Origin of the sequence: Pusillimonas sp. (genome assembly GCF_029263785.1) — a bacterium.
Classification (GTDB): domain Bacteria; phylum Pseudomonadota; class Gammaproteobacteria; order Burkholderiales; family Burkholderiaceae_B; genus Pusillimonas.
Genome location: NZ_JAJUFE010000014.1, coordinates 1 through 20,808, shown reverse-complemented (window position 1 = coordinate 20,808; position 20,808 = coordinate 1). Strand labels below are relative to the sequence as shown.

Sequence of the window (20,808 nt, the reverse complement as noted above, 5' to 3'; positions counted from 1 at the left end):
GGTGTCCAACTTTTGGGGTGCAGTTCAGAGTTGAGCTTTTTAGTGGTGAGTGTTCGGCCGTATGGCCGGGTACCCAACTGCGCAGCTTACATCGGCACTACGCGAGTTGGTCCACCACCACTTATCATGCGAACGCGCTGGCCCGACGTGATGGCAACGTCGGCCTCTTGGGCCACCACACGGGTTTCACCGTTATCCAGCTGAACGGTAATTTCGAGGCCCTGCTTCTTGTTGACCTGGTTCTCGACCGTGTTGCCCAGCAAGCCGCCCAAGATAGCGCCGCCTACCGTTGCGATTGCCCGTCCGGAACCGCCACCGACCGCATTGCCGGCAACGCCACCCAGCGCGCCTCCGGCGATCATGCCGGCGCCACTTGAGCGGTCGTCCTGGATGGTGATGGATCGCACCGATACGACTGTGCCGGTGCGAACAATCTGTTCTTGCTGCGCTTGTCCGTACGTATACACCGAGCTGGACGCGGAACGATTTGCGCAGCCGGCCACAACTGCCAGCGACGCAACAACAGCAGTAACTGCCAACAGCCGAAAACCGGGTCGAACTCGATCTGAACGGATTGCGATTGAAGAACTCATGGAATACTCCTAATGGCAGGCGACCTTGCTTCAGGCAAGATCGACGCCGTAATGTTGTTTGAGCATGGCGCCAATGTCGGCACGTGCCGGTTGATGGTTTTGCGGCCCTTTGGAAGAGATTTTAATGGCGCCCATCACATTCGCCAAGCGACAGGCATCAATGAGTGACCAATCGTTAACCAGCCCATAAAGCAGACCTGCCCGGTGGGCATCGCCGCATCCGGTCGGGTCAACGATGGAGTCCACCCTGATCGGATCGATATGTTCTGTAGTCCCATCGGTATACAGGGTTGCGCCTTCCGCCCCCCTTGTAACGACAGCGGCCCGCAGACCCCGGGCGATATCTTCGATGCTGCGCCCCATGCGCTGCTCGATGACGCTGGCTTCGTAGTCATTGGCGGTAAGTACGTCGGCCATGTCCAGCATCCGCTTCAGGTCTTCGCCGTCAAACAAGGGCATGGCCTGACCCAGGTCAAAGATAAAAGGAGTGCCCTGCGCCTTGAGCCGCTCGGCGTTGGCGAACATGCCTTCTTTTGAGTCGGGCGCCACAATAGCCCACGCCGCCTCTGTGCCACTCAGATCGTTTTCGAACGAACGTGCCATCGCGCCGGGGTGAAATGAAGCGATCTGGTTGCTGTCCAGATCGGTGGTAATAAAACACTGAGGAGTGAACATGTCGGGCAACACACGAACCAGCGATGTGTCGATACCCAAGCGTTTCATATAGTCAAGATAATCGCTTGCGTCGGCGCCGACAGTACCCACAGGTGCCACGTCCGCGCCAAGCAAACGCAGGTTATAGGCAATGTTTCCGGCGCAACCACCATACTCTTTTCGCATCGACGGCACAAAAAAGGACACACTCAGTGACTGAATGCTGTCAGGCAGGATATGGTCTTTGAAATGCCCCTCGAATACCGTGATGGTGTCAAAGGCGACAGAGCCGCACACAAGAATTTTATTGGTCATTACCATCCTTACGGAAAGAATTTATCTAACTGATAGCCATTGATCTGGACGCCCCTGACTTCAATGGGCACCGTTATCCGGACCTCGCTTTTTCCGGGAAACGGTCCGTCCCGGGAAATTTCAGGCAAATAATCGGCTGGAGTCAAAGAGCGCCTGACTGCGACGGTGCCAGAGAAATCAACAAGCTCAACGGCAAGGTTGGGCCACTGCTGCGGCTTTTCGTAGTTGTTCCGCAGCACGACGTTAAGCATCAGCCGACTGGTGCCTTTATCAGCATTCCCGGGGTCCCGCACTGCCTGCAGCGAAGAATCCATGATCGCGATCAGAGCGATCCTGCGTGGGTAATCGACCGTACAGCCGACCACGTCACAGTAACGCTCAAGCGCAGGCCGCATGCCAGGAAACTCATTGGCCAGTTGCACCCTGTAAATGTAGGCAAGCTGAAGCAATGCAGCGACCACGCCCAGCACCACCAACAAGCTCAGCAAGATGCCGCCTATGCCAATTCCACTGCGCTCATCATCGTGAATGAATTCGGGTCCGGCTTCGCGTCCTGCCCGCGGTTCGACGTACAGGCCGGATTCCCGCTGCGCGATATCGTCATCGCGATAAGCGCCCTGATCGCCCAATGAATGCTCCCGGCGCCCGGAATGAACAGGGTCCCTTCCAGAGATGATGGGCTCATTGGTGCCGTCGTCGGCTAGATGATGATCGCGCACCGTAAACGACGTGGAGTCGGCAGGCGCGCTGCGCACGCGAATCGAAACAGAAGGCTCGGCGTGTTCTGTAGCGGAATCCACCTTGCCATTCGACACAACAAATCGTGGCTCGGTGGGCGATGCAGCGGAAGCAGAGACCGAAAACCCTGCCTCTTCGGAAGCCCTGGGCGGCTGAGTGGGGGATGCAACAGGAGCGGCGGGTACTACCGCCTCGTAAGCATCGAAGATATGAGCGCAGTTAATGCAGCGGACATAACCCTTGCGAAGCTGCAACTGCTGCAAGCTGACCGGAAATTCGGTAAGACACTGGGGGCAGCGTGTGGTTAAATCCATAGTACTTTATTGAGGCTTTATCAGGCGCGCTGCCCGCTCAGGCACACCCATCCGTCACGCGAACGCCACACGCTCATTTCGAGCCAGGGGGCATAGGCCGCGGCAACTTCGTCGGCCTGTCGTTCTAGCACACCCGAAAGCACAAGGCGTCCGCCGGGCGCTACACGATTGGCCAACATTGGCGCCAGCACCTTTAGGGGATTGGACAGAATGTTTGCCACTACGACCTGGTGCTGCCCTTCAGGCAAGGCATCAGGCAATAGCGCGCGCACCTCGCAACGGTTGACTTGAGCATTGTACTCGGTGGCCCGCACTGCCTGCTCATCGATATCGACTCCAAGCGTCGATCCGGCGCCAAGAAGTTTGGCGGCGATCGCCAGAATTCCCGACCCACAACCGTAATCCAGGACAGTCTGGCCCGGCTCCAGATTTGCCTCCAGCCACTCCAGGCACAGATGCGTGGTGGGATGGCTGCCCGTTCCGAATGCAAGACCCGGATCAAGCTCGATTCGGATCGCCTCGGGGGAGTCCGGGTCGTGAGCTGCCGCTACGTCTGGATCGTCACGGTGCCAGCTGGGCACGATCCAGAGTCGGTCGCCAACGTGAATGGGGCCGAACTGTGCCTGGGTCAGCTTGACCCAATCGGCGTCCGGCACCTCGCGGGTGGACCAGGCGCTGGCCATGAGATCAAGACCGCATGATGAGCCTGCCTGCTCAAGAATCTGCTCGGGGTCGGCCCCATCTGGCAACAACGCCACAACCCGGTTGCGTCTCCAGGCGCGAACCTCAGGCTCGAGGCCGGGCTCGCCGAACAGGGGCTGCTCTGCCTCGGTATCACTGTCGGCATCTTCCACCGAAACGGACAAGGCACCAGCCTCAAGTAGTGCATCCGATAGTGCTTCGGCCTGGGCTTCCCGGCAGTGCAGGACAAGTTCACGCATGTATCTACCCTGTATTGGAGCCCCACCATGAACCGTCATGGCGGGGCATCTGCCCTATTCGCTTTTAAGAACGCTGAGCCAGCTTGTGTTCGAGGTAATGGATGCTGGTACCACCCTCGACAAAGCGCGCGTCGTGCATCAGTTCGCTGTGCAACGGAATGTTGGTCTGTATACCTTCTACCACCATTTCGGACAAGGCAATGCTCATACGGGCGATAGCCTGACTACGCGTATCGCCGTATGTAATCAGTTTGGCGATCATGGAATCATAATGTGGCGGAACGGTGTAACCACTGAATACGTGGGAATCCATGCGCACCCCGGGCCCGCCCGGCGTGTGCCAGTTGGTAATCTTTCCGGGACTGGGGATGAACTTGAATGGATCTTCGGCGTTGATCCGGCATTCGATGGCGTGTCCGCGGAACTGCACATCGCGTTGACGCAAGGTGAACTTTTCGCCGGCAGCTATAAGTATCTGCTGAACCACCAGATCGATACCCGTGATCATCTCGGTGACGGTGTGCTCGACCTGAATCCGGGTATTCATTTCGATGAAGAAGAATTCGCCGTCTTCGTACAGGAACTCGAACGTACCTGCGCCACGATAACCCATCTTGCGGCATGCCTCGGCGCAGCGCTCGCCAATTCGCTCGATAAGACGGCGGGCAATACCCGGCGCTGGTGCTTCTTCGATGACTTTCTGATGACGGCGCTGCATGGAGCAATCACGCTCGCCCAGCCAGACAGCATTTCGCCCGCCGTCGGCCAGAACCTGAATCTCGATATGACGAGGGTTCTCGAGGAACTTCTCCATGTAGACCTCGGGGTTGCCGAATGCGGCTCCGGCTTCGGTCCGGGTCATGGATACTGCGTTCAACAACGCAGCCTCGGTGTACACCACTCGCATTCCACGTCCGCCGCCACCGCCCGCCGCCTTGACGATAACGGGATAACCGATTTCGCGAGCCATGCGCTGGATTTCGGCCGGATCGTCCGGCAACGCGCCCGGCGAGCCTGGCACAACCGGCACGCCTGCTTCGATCATGGCCAGCTTGGCACTGACCTTGTCACCCATCATGCGAATGGTTTCAGGACGGGGACCAATAAAGACAAAACCGCTTTTCTCAACCCGATCAGCGAAGTCGGCATTTTCGGCAAGGAAGCCATAACCGGGATGGATCGCTTCGGCGTCGGTGACTTCAGCCGCCGAAATCAGGGCGGGCATATTGAGGTAACTGTCGCGAGCAGCCGCCGGTCCGATACACACGGCTTCGTCAGCCAGACGCACATATTTGGCATTGCGATCGGCTTCGGAATACACGACGACGGTCTTGATGCCCAGTTCGCGGCAAGCTCGCTGAATACGCAGGGCAATTTCGCCCCGGTTCGCGATGAGGATTTTTTCAAACATGGATGGCTCAGCCGATGACAAACAGGGGTTGGCCGTATTCAACGGGTTCGCCGTTCTCGACCAGGATTTCCTTGATGACGCCGGCCTTGTCGGCCTCGATTTCGTTAAGCAACTTCATGGCCTCGATAATGCACAGAGGCTCACCCTCCTTGACCGATTGACCCACTTCGACAAATGGTGACGCTCCTGGATTGGGGGCACGATAGAAAGTGCCGACCATTGGCGCCTTGACCACATGCCCCTGCGGAGCAGCAGGCGCAGCCGGGGCGGCGGGAGCTGGAGCGGCCGCCGCCGGTGCCGGGCCGGGTGCGGGAGCCGGCTCGGCAGCATACACGACTTGCTGTGCAGGAGGGACAGCTTTGACGATGCGTACCTTGCCCTCACCTTCGGTGATTTCGAGTTCGGCAATACCCGATTCGGCGACGAGGTCGATCAGGGTCTTGAGTTTTCTGAGGTCCATACAGACTTTTCCATATCAGCTCACTAAAGCCGGCTTGGGCTGCAGCGAACGAAAAATTGATAAAAAATAAAAACGGCAAGTAAATACTTAAGCGCCCATGGCGTGTTGCAACGCAGCCTCGTAGCCAAAGGCGCCCAGACCCGCAACAACTCCCACTGCCAGGTCGGACAAATAGGAATGGTGGCGAAAGGGCTCTCGCTTATAGACATTGGACAGGTGCACTTCGATGAACGGAATTGCCACCCCGGCCAGGGCGTCGCGCACGGCTACGCTGGTATGCGTATAGGCGGCGGCGTTAATGATAATGAAATCGGTACCGTCGCCGGCGGCGGCCTGGATGCGATCAACCAGTTCGCCTTCGTGATTGCTTTGGTACGTCGAGCACTTGGCGCCATTTTCGTCAGCCAGCTGCTTGAGACGGGCATCGATTTCGGCCAATGTCTGGCGGCCGTAAACTTGCGGCTCGCGGGTGCCGAGCAAATTCAAGTTGGGGCCGTGCACGACAAGAATGTTTCGGGCCATGTTGGATGTGTTCAAGGGTTAGACCGTCTTTTTACGCGAAAAGGGGGTGTTTGTCCATGAAAACCATTGTTTTTCGCGCGTTCTACGACAACAGGCCTTGAACAATTTTTTCGAGCTCGTCAGGTTTTACCTGGCCCAGAATGGTTTCCGCCACCCGGCCTTTGGCGTCGTATACAGCCGTAAATGGCAGGCCTCCTGCACGATTGCCCATGTCGCGCATCCGCTGAATTCCGGCATGGCCGATCAACAGCAACGGGTAGCTGACCTGTACTTTTTCATTGAACTTGCGAACATTTACGGCAGTATCCACAGCCAGGCCCAAGAAATTGACCTCTGGGTATTTATGATGCAGTACTTCGAGATCGGGCATCTCCTTGACGCAAGGAGGACACCACGTCGCCCAAAAATTCACTACAACCGGCTTGCCCAACCATTGGTTGAGCGGCTGCTGTACTCCGTCCACGTCGGGCAGGCTTTCACCGAACAGGGAATCGGCAGCAAACGACGGCAAGGGAAACGACAATGCCAGACCCGCACCTGCCAGCGAGCCAGTGCGCAGTAGAAAGGTGCGCCGGTTCATGGCGCCCCCCGAGAAAAGGGTTTCTTGTTCATGAAGGTCGATTTTACCATTGCACCTGAACACTCCCTGACAGGCGAAGGGACTTGCAGCTGCGCGAGAATCACTACAATACCGCCTGGAGGAACACCATGCATCTACATATATTAGGCATCTGCGGCACATTCATGGGTGGCCTGGCCCTGATAGCCCGGGCGGCCGGCCATAAGGTCACCGGCTGTGACGCAGGCGTCTATCCCCCCATGAGCACCCAGCTCGAAGAGCAAGGCATCGAGCTTATCGAAGGGTTCGCTGCCACCCAGACAGACCTGCGGCCGGACCTGTATATCGTGGGTAACGTGGTCAGCCGGGGCAACCCCTTGATGGAGGCGATCCTCGACCAGGATCTGCCTTACACATCCGGACCCCAATGGCTGGGTGAGGCAGTCCTTCGAGGGCAACACGTAATGGCCGTGGCGGGCACCCACGGAAAAACCAGCACCAGTTCAATGCTGGCATGGGTGCTGCGCGAGGCGGGAAAAAAGCCGAACTTCCTGATTGGCGGTATTGCCCCCGGCCTGGAAGTCTCCGCCCGATATGATGCAGGCAGTTCTCTATTTGTCATCGAGGCCGATGAATACGACACTGCATTCTTCGATAAGCGCTCGAAATTTGTTCACTATCGCCCGAGAACGGCCATTTTGAACAACCTGGAATACGATCACGCCGATATCTTTCCTGACCTGGCGGCCATCCAGACGCAGTTCCATCACTTGTTGCGCACGATACCCGCCTCGGGTTCCATCATCCGGCCGCACCACGACCCCGCGCTCGACGGCGTTATAAGTCGCGGTTGCTGGACGCCCGTGCAGACCTTCGGGCCCGGGGGTCGCTGGAGCGCACGCGAGGTGGCGGGCAACCCCACTCATTTTGAGGTTCGGCTAGAGGAAAAGCCGGTGGGAACCGTAACCTGGACGCTTACCGGTGCGCACAATCGGCTCAATGCCCTGGCTGCCCTGGCCGCGGCGGAGCAGGCCGGCGTACGCCCCGAAATCGGAATCCAGGCCCTATCCCGCTTCGAAGGCATCAAACGGCGCATGGAATTGCGCGGGACGGTTGACGGGATCTCGGTGTATGACGACTTCGCGCACCATCCGACGGCGATAGCCACCACCCTGGACGGCTTGCGCCGGCAGGTGGGAACAGCGCGGATCCTGGCCGTGCTGGAACCCAGGTCCAACACCATGAAGCTTGGCGCCATGGCAGAACGCTTGCCGGAATCACTGCGTGCCGCCGATCTGGTCTTCTGTTACGGCGAGACGCAAGGCAAGCATGCTTTGGGATGGGACCCGAAAAAAGTACTGGCACCGCTTGGAGATCGCGCCTGCTCACACTCCGATCTGGATGCCCTGGTAAGCGACATTGTTGCGCACGCGCAATCGGGGGATCACATCCTGGTCATGAGCAACGGCGGCTTCGGTGGAGTTCATCAAAAAATACTTGATCATCTCACCACAGCGGGTAAGCAGAACCGTGCAATTTCCGAAGGTGGTGGGGCATGATCCTGTATTTACATGGGTTTCGCTCGGCACCGGCATCAACCAAGGCCACCCTGCTTGCCTCCGCCCTGAAGCAACGGGGTTTGTCAGACCAATGGCATTGCCCCCAGCTGCCGGCAAGTCCGGCCCAGGCAATAGCGCTGGCAAAAAGTCTGGTCGAGCAGCACGCCGGTGGGCAACCGGCAACAACACTGACGGTCATCGGGTCGTCGCTGGGCGGCTATTATGCAACGTGCCTTGCAGAAACCTACCAGTGCCGTGCAGTGGTGCTGAATCCCGTAGTACATGCGGCGCGCGACCTGGCAAGTCAGGTCGGGGAACACAAGCAGTACCATAGCGACAAGCCTTTCATTTTCCTGCCAGAGCACATCGACGAACTGGCAGCAATGGCGGTTGATCCGCCAAGCGATCCGAAGCGCTACTTTTTACTGGCCTGTACGGGCGATGAAGTCCTGGATTGGCAGGAAATGGCGCAGTGGTACGCCGGCAGCCATGGCCGTATTGTTCAGGGCAGCGATCATGGCATCTCCGACTTTGAGCAATGGATGCCTGAAATACTAAGCTTCATTCTGGAACCTGAAAAACACTAGTACGATTTGCCAGACCAGAACAGTCCAGGCCGGGCGCCTCTTTTCAGGCGGTTCAACCGCTCGTTTCCGTGACGCCTTCCAATCACTCTCCCGGTGGCCCAGGTCACCTATCATTCGATTTATGTACGTTCTCTACGAAGACAGCGGAAATTTCAAAGCCGAACGAATCTTTTCTGAAAGCGATTCCACGCTTCAGGTTGAAGCCGCATCGGGCAAACGAAGCAAGATCAAGAAGACCAATGTTCTGTTCTCCTTTGATCAACCCGAGCCGGCGACTTTGCTCGAGCAGGCAAGTTCGCTCGCCCAGACTCTCGAAATCGACTTTTTATGGGAATGCGCGCCCCAGGAAGAGTTTGATGCGCAGGAGTTTGCACAAGAGTATTTTGGCCATGCTCCGACGGCTGTCGAGAAAGCAGCACTGATCTTCGCCCTGAATAGCGCCCCGGCCTATTTTCACAGGCGCGGCAAGGGACGCTACCGCCCCGCTCCTCCGGACATATTGCAGGCTGCCTTGGCGGCGATCGAAAAAAAACGCCTGCAAGCCGAGCAGCAGCAGCAATGGACCGATCAGATGGTCGCCGGCCATCTGCCGGAGGCCATCGCCGCAGTGGCCATGACTTTCCTGGCCCGTCCAGACAAAAACTCGCTCGAATGGAAAGCATTCGACGCCGCTTGCACCACGACAGGCACCAGCCCGGAAGAAATGCTGCTTCGCCTGGGAGCGTGGCCAAATCCCCTGGTTTTGCACCGGCATCGCTTTTTGACGCAGAACTTTCCAAAAGGCACGGGCTTTCCCGACATTGAGCCTCCGTCGGAAGACTGGGATTTCCCCATGGCAGATGTCGAGGCTTATTCCGTAGACGACGCCTCGACCATTGAAGTCGATGATGCTCTGTCGGTCCAGACGGTTTCGGACGACATCGTTCGGGTCGGGGTACACATCGCTGCACCCGCCCTGGCGATAAGGCGCGGCACTGTGCTTGATGAAATCGCACGGTCACGCATGTCGACGGTGTACACACCGGGTGAAAAAATCCCCATGCTGCCCGACGCGCTCATTCAACGCTTTTCGCTTAATGCCGACAAGCCTCGACCCGCGCTTTCCCTGTATGCCACCGCGAACTTGACCACCGGAGAGATTCTCGAAACCGAAACGCGCGTGGAAATGCTCCACGTACGTGAGAATCTGCGCATCCACAACCTGGACGATTGGGTAACGGAAGAAACCCTGGACAATCCGGAAGCCGAGCTTCCTTATGGGCACTGGCTGCGTCCATTGTGGCGCCTTGCCAAATTGCTTAGTGCCCAACGCGACGAAGTCCGCGGCAAGACCGAGAACAACACGCGGGTTGAATATTCGTTTCACCTTGAAGGCTCCCCGGATGACCCCGACAGCACCATTCGCATTGTGCCCCGTCGACGTGATGCACCCCTTGATCGTCTGGTCGCCGAATACATGATCCTGGCCAATAATCATTGGGGTGGGCTCCTGGCACAGCACGGGGTTCCCGGCATCTACCGGTCACAGCAGGCAGGTCGCGTCCGCATGTCCACACAGGCGCTACCTCACGAAGCCATCGGGGTTCCCCAATATATTTGGTCGACGTCACCGCTTCGTCGCTACGTCGACCTCATCAACCAGGGACAAATACTTGCTGCTGCCCAACATGGCGTATCAGCACGCCTGGTGGCACCGTTCAAGCCCAAAGAAGCGGATCTATACGCCATTATCGGAGCCTTCGACTCCCAATATTCCGCCTGGGGCGATTTCCAGACCACAATCGAACGGTACTGGTGCTTGCGCTGGCTGCAACAACATGACGTCAAGCAGGTGCGCGGCCAGGTTTTACGTGACGACCTTGTGCGCCTGGACTGCCTGCCACTCGTCACACGGGTTCCGGGCCTGCCCGAGCTTGAGCGCGGCCGCTTGGTCGAGCTGGAAATCATCGGGTGCGACGAACTGACTGTCGAATTACACTGCCGGTATCTGGGAGCAGTCGAACCCTGACGAGTCATGAATGCCCACTCCGGCCCCTTGCTGATATGGACGCTTATTTCACGGCCACACGGCCGTGGGGGATATCTGCCGCTGGCACTTTTGATATCCATCTGTGCTCATGCCGCAATGCTGGCTTTACGGTTTCACACTCCGCCGCCTGCCAAGGCCCCGTCGCTCAGTCACCTGGAAGTCACCTTGGTAAATGCGCGCACCGAAGCGGCTCCGGCCGAGCCCCAGGTTATCGCCCAACAGCAAATCAATGCGGGAGGCGATGGCGGTCATTCGGTCGCAGCCTCTCCCTTGCCGCGCACAGCGGCCGACTCACCCGACCAGATGGTGCTCGAAGCCTTGCGCAAGCGGCAGGCTCAGCTGGAATCCGAGCAGGAACGCCTTTATGCTCAATTGGAAGCGTTGCAAATCGTACCGGACGCCCGCAACAGGCCCGACCTTTTGCAGCAATCCGACGATGCCGGAGAAGACGACATGGTACAGGAGAGCCTGGTGCTCAACGCCCGGATCAGTGCAATCAAGGCCGAAATAGAAAGGTATAACGCCCGCCCACGCCAGCAGTTCGTAGGGCCCGCCGCCCAAGAGGCCGACTATGCCCAGTATGTCGAAGCATGGCGTGAACGGATCGAGCTGGTTGGTACCGAACACTATCCTGCCGAGGCGCGAGGAAAAGTCTATGGCAAACTTCGCCTGACGGCATATATCAAAAGCAATGGCGACTTGCTTCGCATCGAAATCGATCAGCCTTCCGAACATGCCGTCCTGAACCTGGCCGCACAACGCATCGTTCAGCTTGCTGCACCATTTTCACCCTTGCCTGAAGCCGTTGCGCGCCATACCGACGTGCTCGCCATCACACGCACTTGGCATTTCACCAATAATCGTTTAATAACAGAGAACCCATGAACAACACGGCCCCCCTCCGGCATTTTGCCGTGGTCGGCAACCCCGTCAAACATAGCCGTTCGCCGGCCATCCATCAGCAATTTGGTCGTCAGACCGGAATCTCCCTGCAGTACGGCCTGCTCGAAAGTCCGCTTGATGAGTTCAAGCGGACTGTCACCGATTTCTTCAGTTCAGGCGGATGGGGGCTGAACGTCACCGTACCCTTCAAGGAAGAAGCCTTCGAATTATGCGGCGACAAACTGTCGGACAGGGCCAGGCTTGCCGGTGCCGTCAACACACTCTGGATGCAGGACGGAACTTTGCGTGGATGCAATACCGATGGAGTCGGCTTGCTGGCTGACATTACCCGGCTGGGCATCCACGTACAGGACAAGCGTGTATTGCTGGTCGGTGCCGGCGGCGCGGCAAAAGGCGTCCTGTTTCCCCTGCTCGACGCCGGCTGTCAGACCCTGCACATTGTCAATCGCAATGCCGCCCGGGCACACGACCTGGGCAAGCACACTGCCGAGCACTTGCCGCACTACGCTTCCAGATTGTCCAGTGGCGGCCTTGATCAGGCCCAGGGTGAATGGGATATTGTGATAAACGCCACTTCAAGCAGTCTTGCAGGCGAAGCACCGGCGCTGGCAGGAGTCACATACGCCCAAGGAGCCCTGGCCTACGACATGATGTACGGCCCACAACCTACTCCGTTCATGGATCAGGCCCTTCGTGCCGGGGCGCAGCTTGTGTCGGACGGCCTGGGAATGCTGGTGGAGCAAGCCGCCGAAGCCTTCCTGATCTGGAACGGCGTGCGCCCCCAAACCGGCCCCGTCCTGTCCGCGTTGCGCGCAACCATGCAAGAAGGCTGAATCGATGACGCAAAGGCGAATTTCCAAAACCAAGGTCGTATTGAGCGCCTTGCTGCTGGCCGTGTTCGCCTTTCTTCTGTATCAATTCGGCCTATTCGTCATGGTGATATGGCTGTGCTTTCATGATCCCAGCAGCAGCGCCTTCATGAAAGCAACCCGCGCAGAGCTGCGCCGCGAAAATCCCGACGCGATCATCCACTATGAATGGGTTCCCTATGAGCGCATCAGCAACAATCTCAAGCGGGCGGTCGTTGCCTCGGAAGATGCCAATTTCTTTACGCACACCGGTGTGGAATGGGAAGCCATCAAGAAGGCATGGCAGTACAACCGGCGGCAGGCGGACGAAGGCAGCAACCGGATGCGTGGCGGTTCCACCATTACCCAGCAGCTGGCCAAGAACCTGTTTTTATCGGGATCCCGTTCGTACTGGCGCAAGGGCCAGGAGCTGGTGCTGGCCTACATGATTGAATCCGTGATGAGCAAAGAGCGTATTCTTGAGCTTTACCTGAACCTGGCACAATGGGGGGTGAACGTTTTTGGCGCCGAAGCGGCTGCTGCGCACTACTATCGCACCACAGCGGCACAACTGGGTCCCTCGCAGTCCGCCCGACTTGCCGCCATGCTGCCCAATCCTGCTTATTACGACAAGCGCGGAGTCACTTCTTACCTGCGTTCCCGTACTTCAACCATACAAGCTCGCATGAGGCTGGTTCAGATTCCCTGATCTGGTGCCGGACGTCTTGATACCAGCCATTGCAAAGCACTTTGAACAAAACCGCCGAGCCATCGATTTCATTTGTTAAGCTTTCGGTTTAGCCGTTTCTGGTTTATCCCTTCCACTGCCATCCATGCGTACCGCCCGTCGATATCTTGCCCGCGAAATCTATCGCTCCTGCGCCGTCGTCTTGCTGGCTCTGGTAGGTCTGTTTACATTTTTCGCCCTGATCGAAGAACTGGACAACGTGGGCTCGAAGTTCACCTTGCTCAACCTGTTCTATCTGCAGGCCCTGCAATTGCCGGCTCGCCTCTACGAGCTGTTGCCCATCGGACTGCTGATCGGGGCAATCCTGGCCCTGGCAAGCCTGGCCCAGCGCAATGAGCTTGTCATCTTGCGAGTGTCCGGCGTCAGCGGCATCAAACTGCTTGCCATGCTGTGGGTCATTACCGTGCCCTGGATGATAGGTGCGTTTGTACTGTCCGAGGTGGTTACTCCCGCGGTTGAAATCAGGCACAGTGAAGCCAATCTCACATTGCTGGGACGCGCCGGAGGCGGACGCCTCAACAGCGGCTACTGGTTCAAGGAAGAAGGCAGTTTGGGAGGCGACCGCATCATCAACATTTCAGAGCTGAAGGCCAATGGCGGCGTCAGCGGCGTGACCGTATATGAATTTCGCCCGAATCAAGAACTGGCGCGACTTTCCCGGGCAAACGACGGCTACTTCGACGAGGGCACGCTCGTGCTTGCCGATGTCAGCGAAACACTTATCGACGACAACGCGCTCATGGCCCTGGCCAATGCCCAGGCCCCAGCCACCCCACTGACTCGCACCGAGCAGGTTGAGTCCCGGGAACTGACTACCACGCTCACCTCCGAGCGCCTGATCGCGCGCATCCTGACTCCCGAGCGCATGTCCATTTCGGTGCTGCTGGATTACATCGATTACCTCAAGAGCAATCATTTGCAGACCGAAAGGCAGATCGTGGCCCTATGGCGCAAGATCGCCTACCCGTTTACCCTGCTCGTGATGATGACCATAGCGGCGCCGGTGGCCTTCATGCAGACACGACGTGGTGGTGTCGGAGGCAAGGTGTTCATCGGCATTTTGCTGGGAGTCGGCTTCTTCATGATCAACCAGCTTGCCCTTAACGTAGGGATGCTTGGTCGCTGGCAGCCTTGGGTCACTGCCCTGGTGCCCAACCTGGCCGCACTATTCCTGGCTTTCGGAAGCCTGGTTCTCATGGAGAACCAGCATAATATGCGGCGCCTGTTCATCAGCCGCTGGCCGTGGAGCAAGGCGGCCGCATGATGGATCGGGACATCTGGGTAGTCGGCGACCTTCAGGGCTGCTGCAGTTCGTTGAACGCCCTGCTTGACCACCCTGACATCCAGGCCTCAAACAGGCCGTGTTTCTGGTTTGCCGGTGATCTCATCAACCGTGGCCCTGACTCCCTGAATACCCTGCGAAAGGTCATGGCCCTCGGCGACGATGCTGTCTGTGTGCTTGGCAACCACGATCTTCACCTGCTTGGCATCGTGGCCGGCCTGCGCAAGCCCGGCAAGTCCGACACGTACGACGACATCCTTGCCGCGCCGGATGCTGACGCCCTGGTGGACTGGTTGCGCCATCGTCCCTTGGCCCATTATGCGCACCAGCATCTGATGGTGCATGCCGGGGTCCTTCCCCAATGGAGCGTCAGCGACACCTTGAAGCTGGCGCATGAGGTTGAACAAGCGCTGCGGGCACCCGACTGGCCGGACCGGCTCAAGCACATGTACGGCAACGAGCCGGCACAGTGGCATCCCAACCTGGGCGACGAGGAACGCCAGCGGATCGTCATTAACGCCTTGACGCGGCTGCGCATGTGCGACGTTACGGGGCGCATGGACTTTAATCACAAACTGGCACCCACAGAAGCGGACTGGAAACAGTCAGGGCTTTTGCCCTGGTACGACGCCCCGGGCAGACGCACCCGAGATGAAGCCACCATCGTGTTTGGTCATTGGTCAACCTTGGGCTTGTTGCTGCGTCCGGATGTCATCTGCGTAGATACCGGATGCGTATGGGGTCGCAAACTTACTGCTGTCCGACTGAACGATCGTCAGGTTGTTCAGATTGATTGCGCAGACAACAACCCGGACCCCCAGACTTTGCGCTGACCTTCAGGCAGAACGGCTCATAGGGGTCTGCGATTCGCACACATGATCGGTGCGGTCTGACACACGCACCGCCTCGCGGATCATCTCTTCGGCATGCCGTGCGACCCTGTTGCGACCCCATTCCTGACTTTGCTCAGGGGTGATTACGGGCAGAAACACAACCTCGACCTGTACACCGCTGGCGCGCAGCAAGGTCCACAAATTCGCGACCAGTGTTTCTTCACCCACAAAAGCCGCGAAATCGCTGCGCAGTCCGCGATACATGAATCGAAGGGCCACTGGCTGAATCGCCACCTGGGCTCGAATTGCCGGATCAAACAGACTTGCATGAAACGGCAGCACATCGAAACCCGTCGAAGTAGTGCCCTCTGCAAACAATCCAATCACTTCACCACGCGCGAAGCGGCGCTGAATTTCTTCGCTGACTTCTCGCACGGCATGCCGTTGCCCCCGGTGCAAAAAAACGGTTCCAACCTTGGCGACCAGCCAGCCTATCACCGGCCAGCGACGAATCTCGCTCTTTGCGACAAAGAAAACGCTGCGAACCCCCGCGAGAATGAAGATATCAATCCATGAAACATGGTTCGACACCCACAGACCCGAGCCCTGCATGGGCGGCCGACCCACCACAGTAACCTTCACCCCGCATAACCATACGAGTGTCCGGGACCAGGCGCGGTTCATGCGTCCGCGAAGGGCGGGAGTGACAATTGGGTAGATGGTAGCAACCGAAAGAAGGCTGGAGACAAGCCACACCAGAATGAAGGGCAGCCTGAGCAAGACACGTAAGAAACTCAAATTGGACTCTCTGTTACGACGCGGAAGGCATGGTTCGGTTTCACAGGGCGTAATGATATTACCTTTCGCTCATGTTGCCTTTTGTCGATAACCCTCGGCCCGAAGCCTCTCCAACCTAGCATGCGTGGTTGCAGAAACAGGTTCAGCCAGGCAGCGTGTCGAAATACCGTTGCAGGATAATGGCGGCGGCCATCGCATCATCGTCATCGTGGTTGCCCAGCACGCGCTGCGCTTCGACGCTGGAGCCGCGCTCGTCGACGAGCTCGGTGGCAATACCAAAGCGCCCGTGCAGCTGATTCGCAAAGCGGCGGCACCTGAGGGAATGATATTGCTCGCCGCCATCGGCCATCAGCGGCAGGCCCACCACCACTCGGTCCGGCTGCCATTCATCAAGCAACTGTGCGATGGCTTCGAAGCGCTGTTTTCGAGTACTGGGCGTAAGTATGCGCAAAGGGCGGGCATGCCGGGTAAGCGTATTTCCCAGTGCGACCCCGATTTTCTTCAAACCATAATCGAAGGCCAGCACAGTTTCCTCAGGCATGGCCCGCGTCGCCCGTCAGCATGGACAAGGTGATGCCCAGGGCGCCCAAGGCGGCTTCGTACCGATCTTCGGGCGGCACACCAAAGAGAATGTCTTTGGGCGCTTCGACGTTGAGCCAGGCATTTTGCGCCAGTTCACTTTCGAGCTGGCCGGCACCCCAGCCCGCGTAGCCCAAAGTGATGAGCATGAACTCGGGCCCACGGCCTTCGGCCACCTCTTGCAATACATCGCGAGACGTTGTCAATGCCAGATCGCCGAGCTTGATACTTGAACTGTATGCGCCGATTGGCGTGTGCAACACGAAGCCACGGTCGGTTTGTACCGGGCCGCCGAAAAATACCGGCGTATCCTGCACAGGCCCGATCTCGAGGGAAAGATCGAGATCAATTCGCTGCAGCAAATTGCCAACGGTAAGGTCCGTGGGGCGGTTTACCACCAGGCCCAGGGCACCCTGACTGGTGTGCTCGCACACGAAAATAACCGTGTTGGCCAAATGACCACCCACCATGCCGGGCATGGCAAGCAGGAACTGTCCGGAGAGGTCGACACTGGGAATCGAACCTGAATCTTTGCTGGTTATCATGATATCCCTCCTGTCTGCGGCAACCGCCGTTTAATCAAGCTTACACCTCTACAAGCTCGAAGTCTTCCTTACGCGCACCACATTCCGGGCAAACCCAGTTGGGAGGCACATCTTCCCAACGAGTGCCCGGCGCAATGCCCTCTTCGGGCACACCCGCCTCTTCATCGTAAATCCAGCCACAAATCAAGCACATCCAGGTACGCATATCCGTTACTCTCAGAAAAATGATGAAGCACCAAATGATCCATTTGGTCAACGCAGTCGTGGTGCTTCTATTAGAATGGGGACAATATTACTAAACGCAATGGCCTTGCTTCTTGATTCATGCCAAGGTTTGCGAATAATCTTCTCAATTTCCCCCTTGACCCCTCTTTTTGAATCCGTGCAACACCCTGCTCCCCCCCTGGTTCTCTTTTTTGGCCCGTTCGATCCAAGCGGCTCGGGCAATCTGCCCGCGGACGCCGTAACCTGCGCCCGCTTGGGGGGCCATGCATTAAGCGTGGTCACTGCAGTGCATGTTCAGGACACCGCCAGCATCGAAGACGTATGCATCATGGCCCCTGAATTCATCGACGATCAGGCCCGTTGCCTGCTCGAAGACATGAACGTCAAGGCCATCAAGGCCGGCCCCCTCTACACCACCGACGCCGTGCGGGTTCTGGCACAAATCGTCGCCGACTATAACCAATTACCACTCGTGCTGCAGTTGGGAGCGCCACTGGGCTCGGACAGCTTTGAAGACACCGACCCGGAAAATGTATTGGCAGCGATATTCGAGCTTCTCTTGCCACAAGCCGACCTGATCGTCGTCGAGCACCAGTTGCTGACCCACTGGCAATCAGACGGCATCCTGCCACCGTCGGAAGGCAACTCGCCGGCCACCATCCTGTTGCAGTACGGTGCTCAATGGGTGCTGACCACCGGAGCGCAAATCCGGCCAGGCCAATATGCACATATCCTGCATGGCCCCGAACAAACCATGTTCAACTGGCTGTGGCAGCCTCCCACCTCCCGCCTTAACGACATCGATGGCCCACTTTCATGTGCCGCCGCGCTCGAACTGGCGCGAGGTCTTATCATGCCGGCTGCAGTAGAAACTGCCCTCAAGAAAGCAACCCCACTTACCACGGCCACCTTCCAGCCCGGAATGGGCTATAGGATTATTGACCGGTCCCTTCCCGAGCCTACGCATGATTGACACACGACCCACCCGCTTTCCGCGCGGCGTCTACGGCATCACCCCCGAATGGACTGATACCGATCGACTGCTTCATGCGGTTGAAAAAGCGGCCGAAGGTGGCATGAAAGTGCTTCAGTGGCGACGCAAGACCGGCGACGAAAAACAGCGCTGGGCACAAGCCGCAGCCCTGCGCGAACTCTGCCGCAAGCTGGGCGTACTATTCATCGTCAACGACAGCATTGAAGCGGCCCTAAGGCTGGATGCCGACGGCGTCCATCTGGGTCGTGACGATGGCCCACTGGATATGGCGCGCCAAGCACTGGGGCCAGGTCGCATTCTGGGCACCTCGTGCTACAACCAGCCCGAACTGGCTGCCCAGGCGCTGAAGCACGACGTCGATTATGTAGCCTTTGGGGCCGTCTACCCATCATCAGTCAAACCCCACGCCGTGCGAGCCACCGTCGAACACATCCAGGAAGGCCGCCGCCTGATCGCCCTGCATGAGCCCGAGCAAGCGACCCGGGTTGCCGTCGTCGCCATCGGCGGCATCACCGCCGACAACGCCGCCCCACTCGTCCAGGCCGGTACCGACAGCCTTGCGATGATTAGCGGCCTTTTTGACGTCGCGGACATCCAGGAAACAGCGCAGCGCTGCACCGACCTTTTCACCCAGTACCAAACCTGAACCACAAGCCCGGACACCTGCCCGCCGGAGCGCGTCAGTTCCCGGCCACCAACCATGCCCAACAACCCGGCACGCTTGGTATGCTTATGGGCTCAAGCTAGTCAGACATATTCGCCAGGTTCCAGACACTACGGCGAACGCACTCTATTATTTCGGATTCTCAACATGTCCCGTAACGCCTCCTTATTCGAACGCGCCAGCCAAACCATCCCTGGCGGCGTCAACTCCCCCGTGCGCGCCTTCCGTTCCGTTGGGGGAACGCCGCGCTTCATCAAACGCGCACAAGGCCCCTACGTCTGGGACGCCGACGATACCCGATACATCGACTACGTCGGCTCGTGGGGCCCCGCCATTCTTGGTCACGCCCACCCCGAAATCGTTCGTGTCGTTCAAGAGGCCGCCGTTGGCGGGCTCTCATTCGGCGCGCCTACCGAAGGCGAAATCGAAATCGCCGAGACCCTGGCAGCACGGATCCCTTCCATCGAAAAAGTACGGCTGGTCAGCTCGGGCACAGAAGCCACCATGTCCGCCATCCGCCTGGCCCGGGGCTTTACCGGCCGGCCCAAGATCATCAAATTCGAAGGCTGCTATCACGGCCATGCCGACAGCCTTCTCGTCAAGGCCGGTTCCGGCATGCTTACCTTCGGCAACCCCACTTCCGCCGGCGTTCCCAGCGAATTCATCCAGCACACCCTGGTCCTGGATTTCAACCGCCTCGACGCTGTTGAAGCCGCATTCAACGAATTTGGCGACCAGATCGCCTGCATCATCATCGAACCCATTGCCGGAAACATGAACCTCGTCAAACCCGTCCCGGGGTTCCTGGAAGGCCTGCGCGAACTCTGCACCAAACATCGCGCCCTGCTGATATTTGACGAGGTAATGACAGGCTTTCGCGCCGGTCCTCAGGGCGTTCAGGGCTTGACCGGCGTCACCCCCGACATCACCACCCTGGCGAAGGTCATCGGCGGCGGCATGCCCGTAGGCGCCTTTGGTGGCCGTGCCGACATCATGGATCACATCGCTCCCCTGGGTGGGGTGTACCAGGCAGGAACACTCTCCGGCAACCCGGTTGCCGTCGCCGCCGGCCTGGCAACCTTGCGGCTGCTGGCCGAAGAAGGCTTCTACGACAAGCTCGCCGCCCAGACTGCCAAACTGGCGCAAGGTCTGTCCGAACGCGCAGCAGCTGCCAATGTCCCCTTCAGCGCAGACCACGTCGGCGGCATGTTCGGCATCTACTTCCGCGAAACCGTCCCCACCACCTTCGAGGAAGTATCCGCCTCCAACATCGAGCAGTTCAAGAAATTCTTTCACGGCATGCTCTCACAAGGCATCTACTTCGCTCCCTCAGCGTTCGAAGCCGGTTTCGTCTCCTCCACCCACGACGACGCCGTCATCCAGGCCACCCTGGACGCCGCCGAATCCGTTTTCAAAACGCTCTGATCACGGTAACCCCCGGGGCCACTGCAACTCGAAACAGTGGCCAGCCGGCCCCTTCCTCTCCCAGCCCAGCCCTGACCTGCCCTGACCTGCCCTGACCTGCCCTGACCTGTCTGACCTGCGTCTGCCTCTGGCTCTGCCGTACTGTGCCGTGCCCCTACCCTGCCCTAGCCTTGCCCGGCGCCCCCCCGGCCCGGCCCGGCCTGACCTGAACCCGAACCCGAACCCGAACCTCAACCAGGCCCAGCAAAGTGGAACAACGTCACAACTGCAGATACCCAAAGC

Annotated in this window: 23 protein-coding genes; 11 read left to right on the top strand and 12 right to left on the bottom strand. The window is 58.5% G+C overall.

What is annotated here, in order from left to right; all coding sequences use genetic code 11:
• Positions 1 to 86: 86 nt before the first annotated feature.
• The 8 genes from Q1J88_RS05880 to Q1J88_RS05845 all read right to left on the bottom strand — a co-directional run bounded on the left by Q1J88_RS05880 (position 87) and on the right by Q1J88_RS05845 (position 6,528).
• On the bottom strand, positions 87 to 593 hold the full coding sequence (locus Q1J88_RS05880) for a glycine zipper 2TM domain-containing protein (protein WP_301116644.1): 507 nt from the start codon (positions 591 to 593) through the stop codon (positions 87 to 89).
• 30 nt (positions 594 to 623) lie between these two features.
• A complete protein-coding gene (locus tag Q1J88_RS05875; RefSeq protein WP_301116642.1) occupies positions 624 to 1,562 on the bottom strand; it encodes a carbohydrate kinase family protein in 939 nt (312 codons plus the stop codon).
• Between the two features lie 8 nt (positions 1,563 to 1,570).
• Positions 1,571 to 2,614: a zinc-ribbon and DUF3426 domain-containing protein gene (locus Q1J88_RS05870; protein WP_301116641.1), complete on the bottom strand. Its 1,044-nt coding sequence runs from the start codon at positions 2,612 to 2,614 to the stop codon at positions 1,571 to 1,573.
• Between the two features lie 20 nt (positions 2,615 to 2,634).
• Positions 2,635 to 3,555, bottom strand: a complete 921-nt coding sequence (gene prmA / locus Q1J88_RS05865; protein ID WP_301116640.1) for a 50S ribosomal protein L11 methyltransferase — start codon at positions 3,553 to 3,555, stop codon at positions 2,635 to 2,637.
• A 64-nt stretch (positions 3,556 to 3,619) separates the two neighbouring features.
• Positions 3,620 to 4,966: an acetyl-CoA carboxylase biotin carboxylase subunit gene (accC, locus tag Q1J88_RS05860; RefSeq protein ID WP_301116638.1), complete on the bottom strand. Its 1,347-nt coding sequence runs from the start codon at positions 4,964 to 4,966 to the stop codon at positions 3,620 to 3,622.
• Positions 4,967 to 4,973: 7 nt separating this feature from the next.
• Positions 4,974 to 5,426: an acetyl-CoA carboxylase biotin carboxyl carrier protein gene (gene accB / locus Q1J88_RS05855; protein WP_301116637.1), complete on the bottom strand. Its 453-nt coding sequence runs from the start codon at positions 5,424 to 5,426 to the stop codon at positions 4,974 to 4,976.
• Between the two features lie 87 nt (positions 5,427 to 5,513).
• Positions 5,514 to 5,948, bottom strand: a complete 435-nt coding sequence (gene aroQ / locus Q1J88_RS05850; RefSeq protein WP_301116674.1) for a type II 3-dehydroquinate dehydratase — start codon at positions 5,946 to 5,948, stop codon at positions 5,514 to 5,516.
• 82 nt (positions 5,949 to 6,030) lie between these two features.
• Complete coding sequence (locus Q1J88_RS05845; RefSeq protein WP_301116636.1) at positions 6,031 to 6,528, bottom strand: TlpA disulfide reductase family protein; 498 nt, start codon at positions 6,526 to 6,528, stop codon at positions 6,031 to 6,033.
• A gap of 128 nt (positions 6,529 to 6,656) precedes the next feature.
• On the opposite strand from Q1J88_RS05845, the gene mpl reads away from it, so the two are divergent.
• The 8 genes from mpl (at position 6,657) to Q1J88_RS05805 (ending at position 15,296) form a co-directional block, all read left to right on the top strand.
• The gene (mpl, locus tag Q1J88_RS05840) at positions 6,657 to 8,066 is read left to right on the top strand and encodes a UDP-N-acetylmuramate:L-alanyl-gamma-D-glutamyl-meso-diaminopimelate ligase (protein ID WP_301116635.1); all 1,410 of its coding nucleotides are present in this window, start codon (positions 6,657 to 6,659) and stop codon (positions 8,064 to 8,066) included.
• A complete protein-coding gene (locus Q1J88_RS05835; RefSeq protein ID WP_301116634.1) occupies positions 8,063 to 8,653 on the top strand; it encodes a YqiA/YcfP family alpha/beta fold hydrolase in 591 nt (196 codons plus the stop codon). The genes mpl and Q1J88_RS05835 overlap by 4 nt, the downstream gene beginning before the upstream one ends.
• 121 nt (positions 8,654 to 8,774) lie before the next feature.
• On the top strand, positions 8,775 to 10,661 hold the full coding sequence (locus Q1J88_RS05830) for an RNB domain-containing ribonuclease (protein ID WP_301116632.1): 1,887 nt from the start codon (positions 8,775 to 8,777) through the stop codon (positions 10,659 to 10,661).
• A gap of 6 nt (positions 10,662 to 10,667) precedes the next feature.
• A complete protein-coding gene (locus tag Q1J88_RS05825) occupies positions 10,668 to 11,567 on the top strand; it encodes an energy transducer TonB (protein ID WP_301116631.1) in 900 nt (299 codons plus the stop codon).
• Entirely contained in the window at positions 11,564 to 12,418 is an 855-nt protein-coding gene (gene aroE / locus Q1J88_RS05820; RefSeq protein ID WP_301116629.1) for a shikimate dehydrogenase, read from the top strand. The genes Q1J88_RS05825 and aroE overlap by 4 nt, the downstream gene beginning before the upstream one ends.
• Positions 12,419 to 12,422: 4 nt before the next feature.
• Entirely contained in the window at positions 12,423 to 13,142 is a 720-nt protein-coding gene (gene mtgA / locus Q1J88_RS05815) for a monofunctional biosynthetic peptidoglycan transglycosylase (RefSeq protein WP_301116628.1), read from the top strand.
• 124 nt (positions 13,143 to 13,266) lie between these two features.
• Positions 13,267 to 14,445, top strand: coding sequence for an LPS export ABC transporter permease LptG (gene lptG, locus Q1J88_RS05810; RefSeq protein WP_301116627.1), 1,179 nt, complete (start codon positions 13,267 to 13,269; stop codon positions 14,443 to 14,445).
• Positions 14,445 to 15,296 (top strand): symmetrical bis(5'-nucleosyl)-tetraphosphatase, encoded by an 852-nt coding sequence (locus Q1J88_RS05805; protein WP_301116673.1) that lies wholly within the window; start codon positions 14,445 to 14,447, stop codon positions 15,294 to 15,296. Before lptG ends, Q1J88_RS05805 begins: the two co-directional genes overlap by 1 nt.
• 3 nt (positions 15,297 to 15,299) lie before the next feature.
• On the opposite strand, the gene Q1J88_RS05800 is transcribed toward Q1J88_RS05805, so the two are convergent.
• The 4 genes from Q1J88_RS05800 to Q1J88_RS05785 form a co-directional block, all read right to left on the bottom strand.
• A complete protein-coding gene (locus Q1J88_RS05800) occupies positions 15,300 to 16,094 on the bottom strand; it encodes a 1-acyl-sn-glycerol-3-phosphate acyltransferase (protein WP_301116626.1) in 795 nt (264 codons plus the stop codon).
• 142 nt (positions 16,095 to 16,236) lie between these two features.
• Positions 16,237 to 16,635, bottom strand: a complete 399-nt coding sequence (gene ruvX / locus Q1J88_RS05795) for a Holliday junction resolvase RuvX (protein WP_301116625.1) — start codon at positions 16,633 to 16,635, stop codon at positions 16,237 to 16,239.
• Positions 16,628 to 17,218, bottom strand: coding sequence for a YqgE/AlgH family protein (locus tag Q1J88_RS05790; RefSeq protein ID WP_301116624.1), 591 nt, complete (start codon positions 17,216 to 17,218; stop codon positions 16,628 to 16,630). The genes ruvX and Q1J88_RS05790 overlap by 8 nt, the downstream gene beginning before the upstream one ends.
• A 40-nt stretch (positions 17,219 to 17,258) precedes the next feature.
• Positions 17,259 to 17,423 (bottom strand): rubredoxin, encoded by a 165-nt coding sequence (locus tag Q1J88_RS05785; RefSeq protein WP_026068197.1) that lies wholly within the window; start codon positions 17,421 to 17,423, stop codon positions 17,259 to 17,261.
• A gap of 156 nt (positions 17,424 to 17,579) precedes the next feature.
• Between Q1J88_RS05785 and Q1J88_RS05780 the strand changes: the two genes are divergently transcribed.
• From Q1J88_RS05780 to hemL, 3 genes are all read left to right on the top strand, one after another.
• On the top strand, positions 17,580 to 18,416 hold the full coding sequence (locus Q1J88_RS05780) for a bifunctional hydroxymethylpyrimidine kinase/phosphomethylpyrimidine kinase (protein ID WP_301116623.1): 837 nt from the start codon (positions 17,580 to 17,582) through the stop codon (positions 18,414 to 18,416).
• On the top strand, positions 18,409 to 19,083 hold the full coding sequence (gene thiE / locus Q1J88_RS05775; protein ID WP_301116622.1) for a thiamine phosphate synthase: 675 nt from the start codon (positions 18,409 to 18,411) through the stop codon (positions 19,081 to 19,083). The genes Q1J88_RS05780 and thiE overlap by 8 nt, the downstream gene beginning before the upstream one ends.
• Before the next feature lie 165 nt (positions 19,084 to 19,248).
• Positions 19,249 to 20,526, top strand: coding sequence for a glutamate-1-semialdehyde 2,1-aminomutase (hemL, locus tag Q1J88_RS05770; protein ID WP_301116621.1), 1,278 nt, complete (start codon positions 19,249 to 19,251; stop codon positions 20,524 to 20,526).
• Positions 20,527 to 20,808 lie beyond the last annotated feature (282 nt).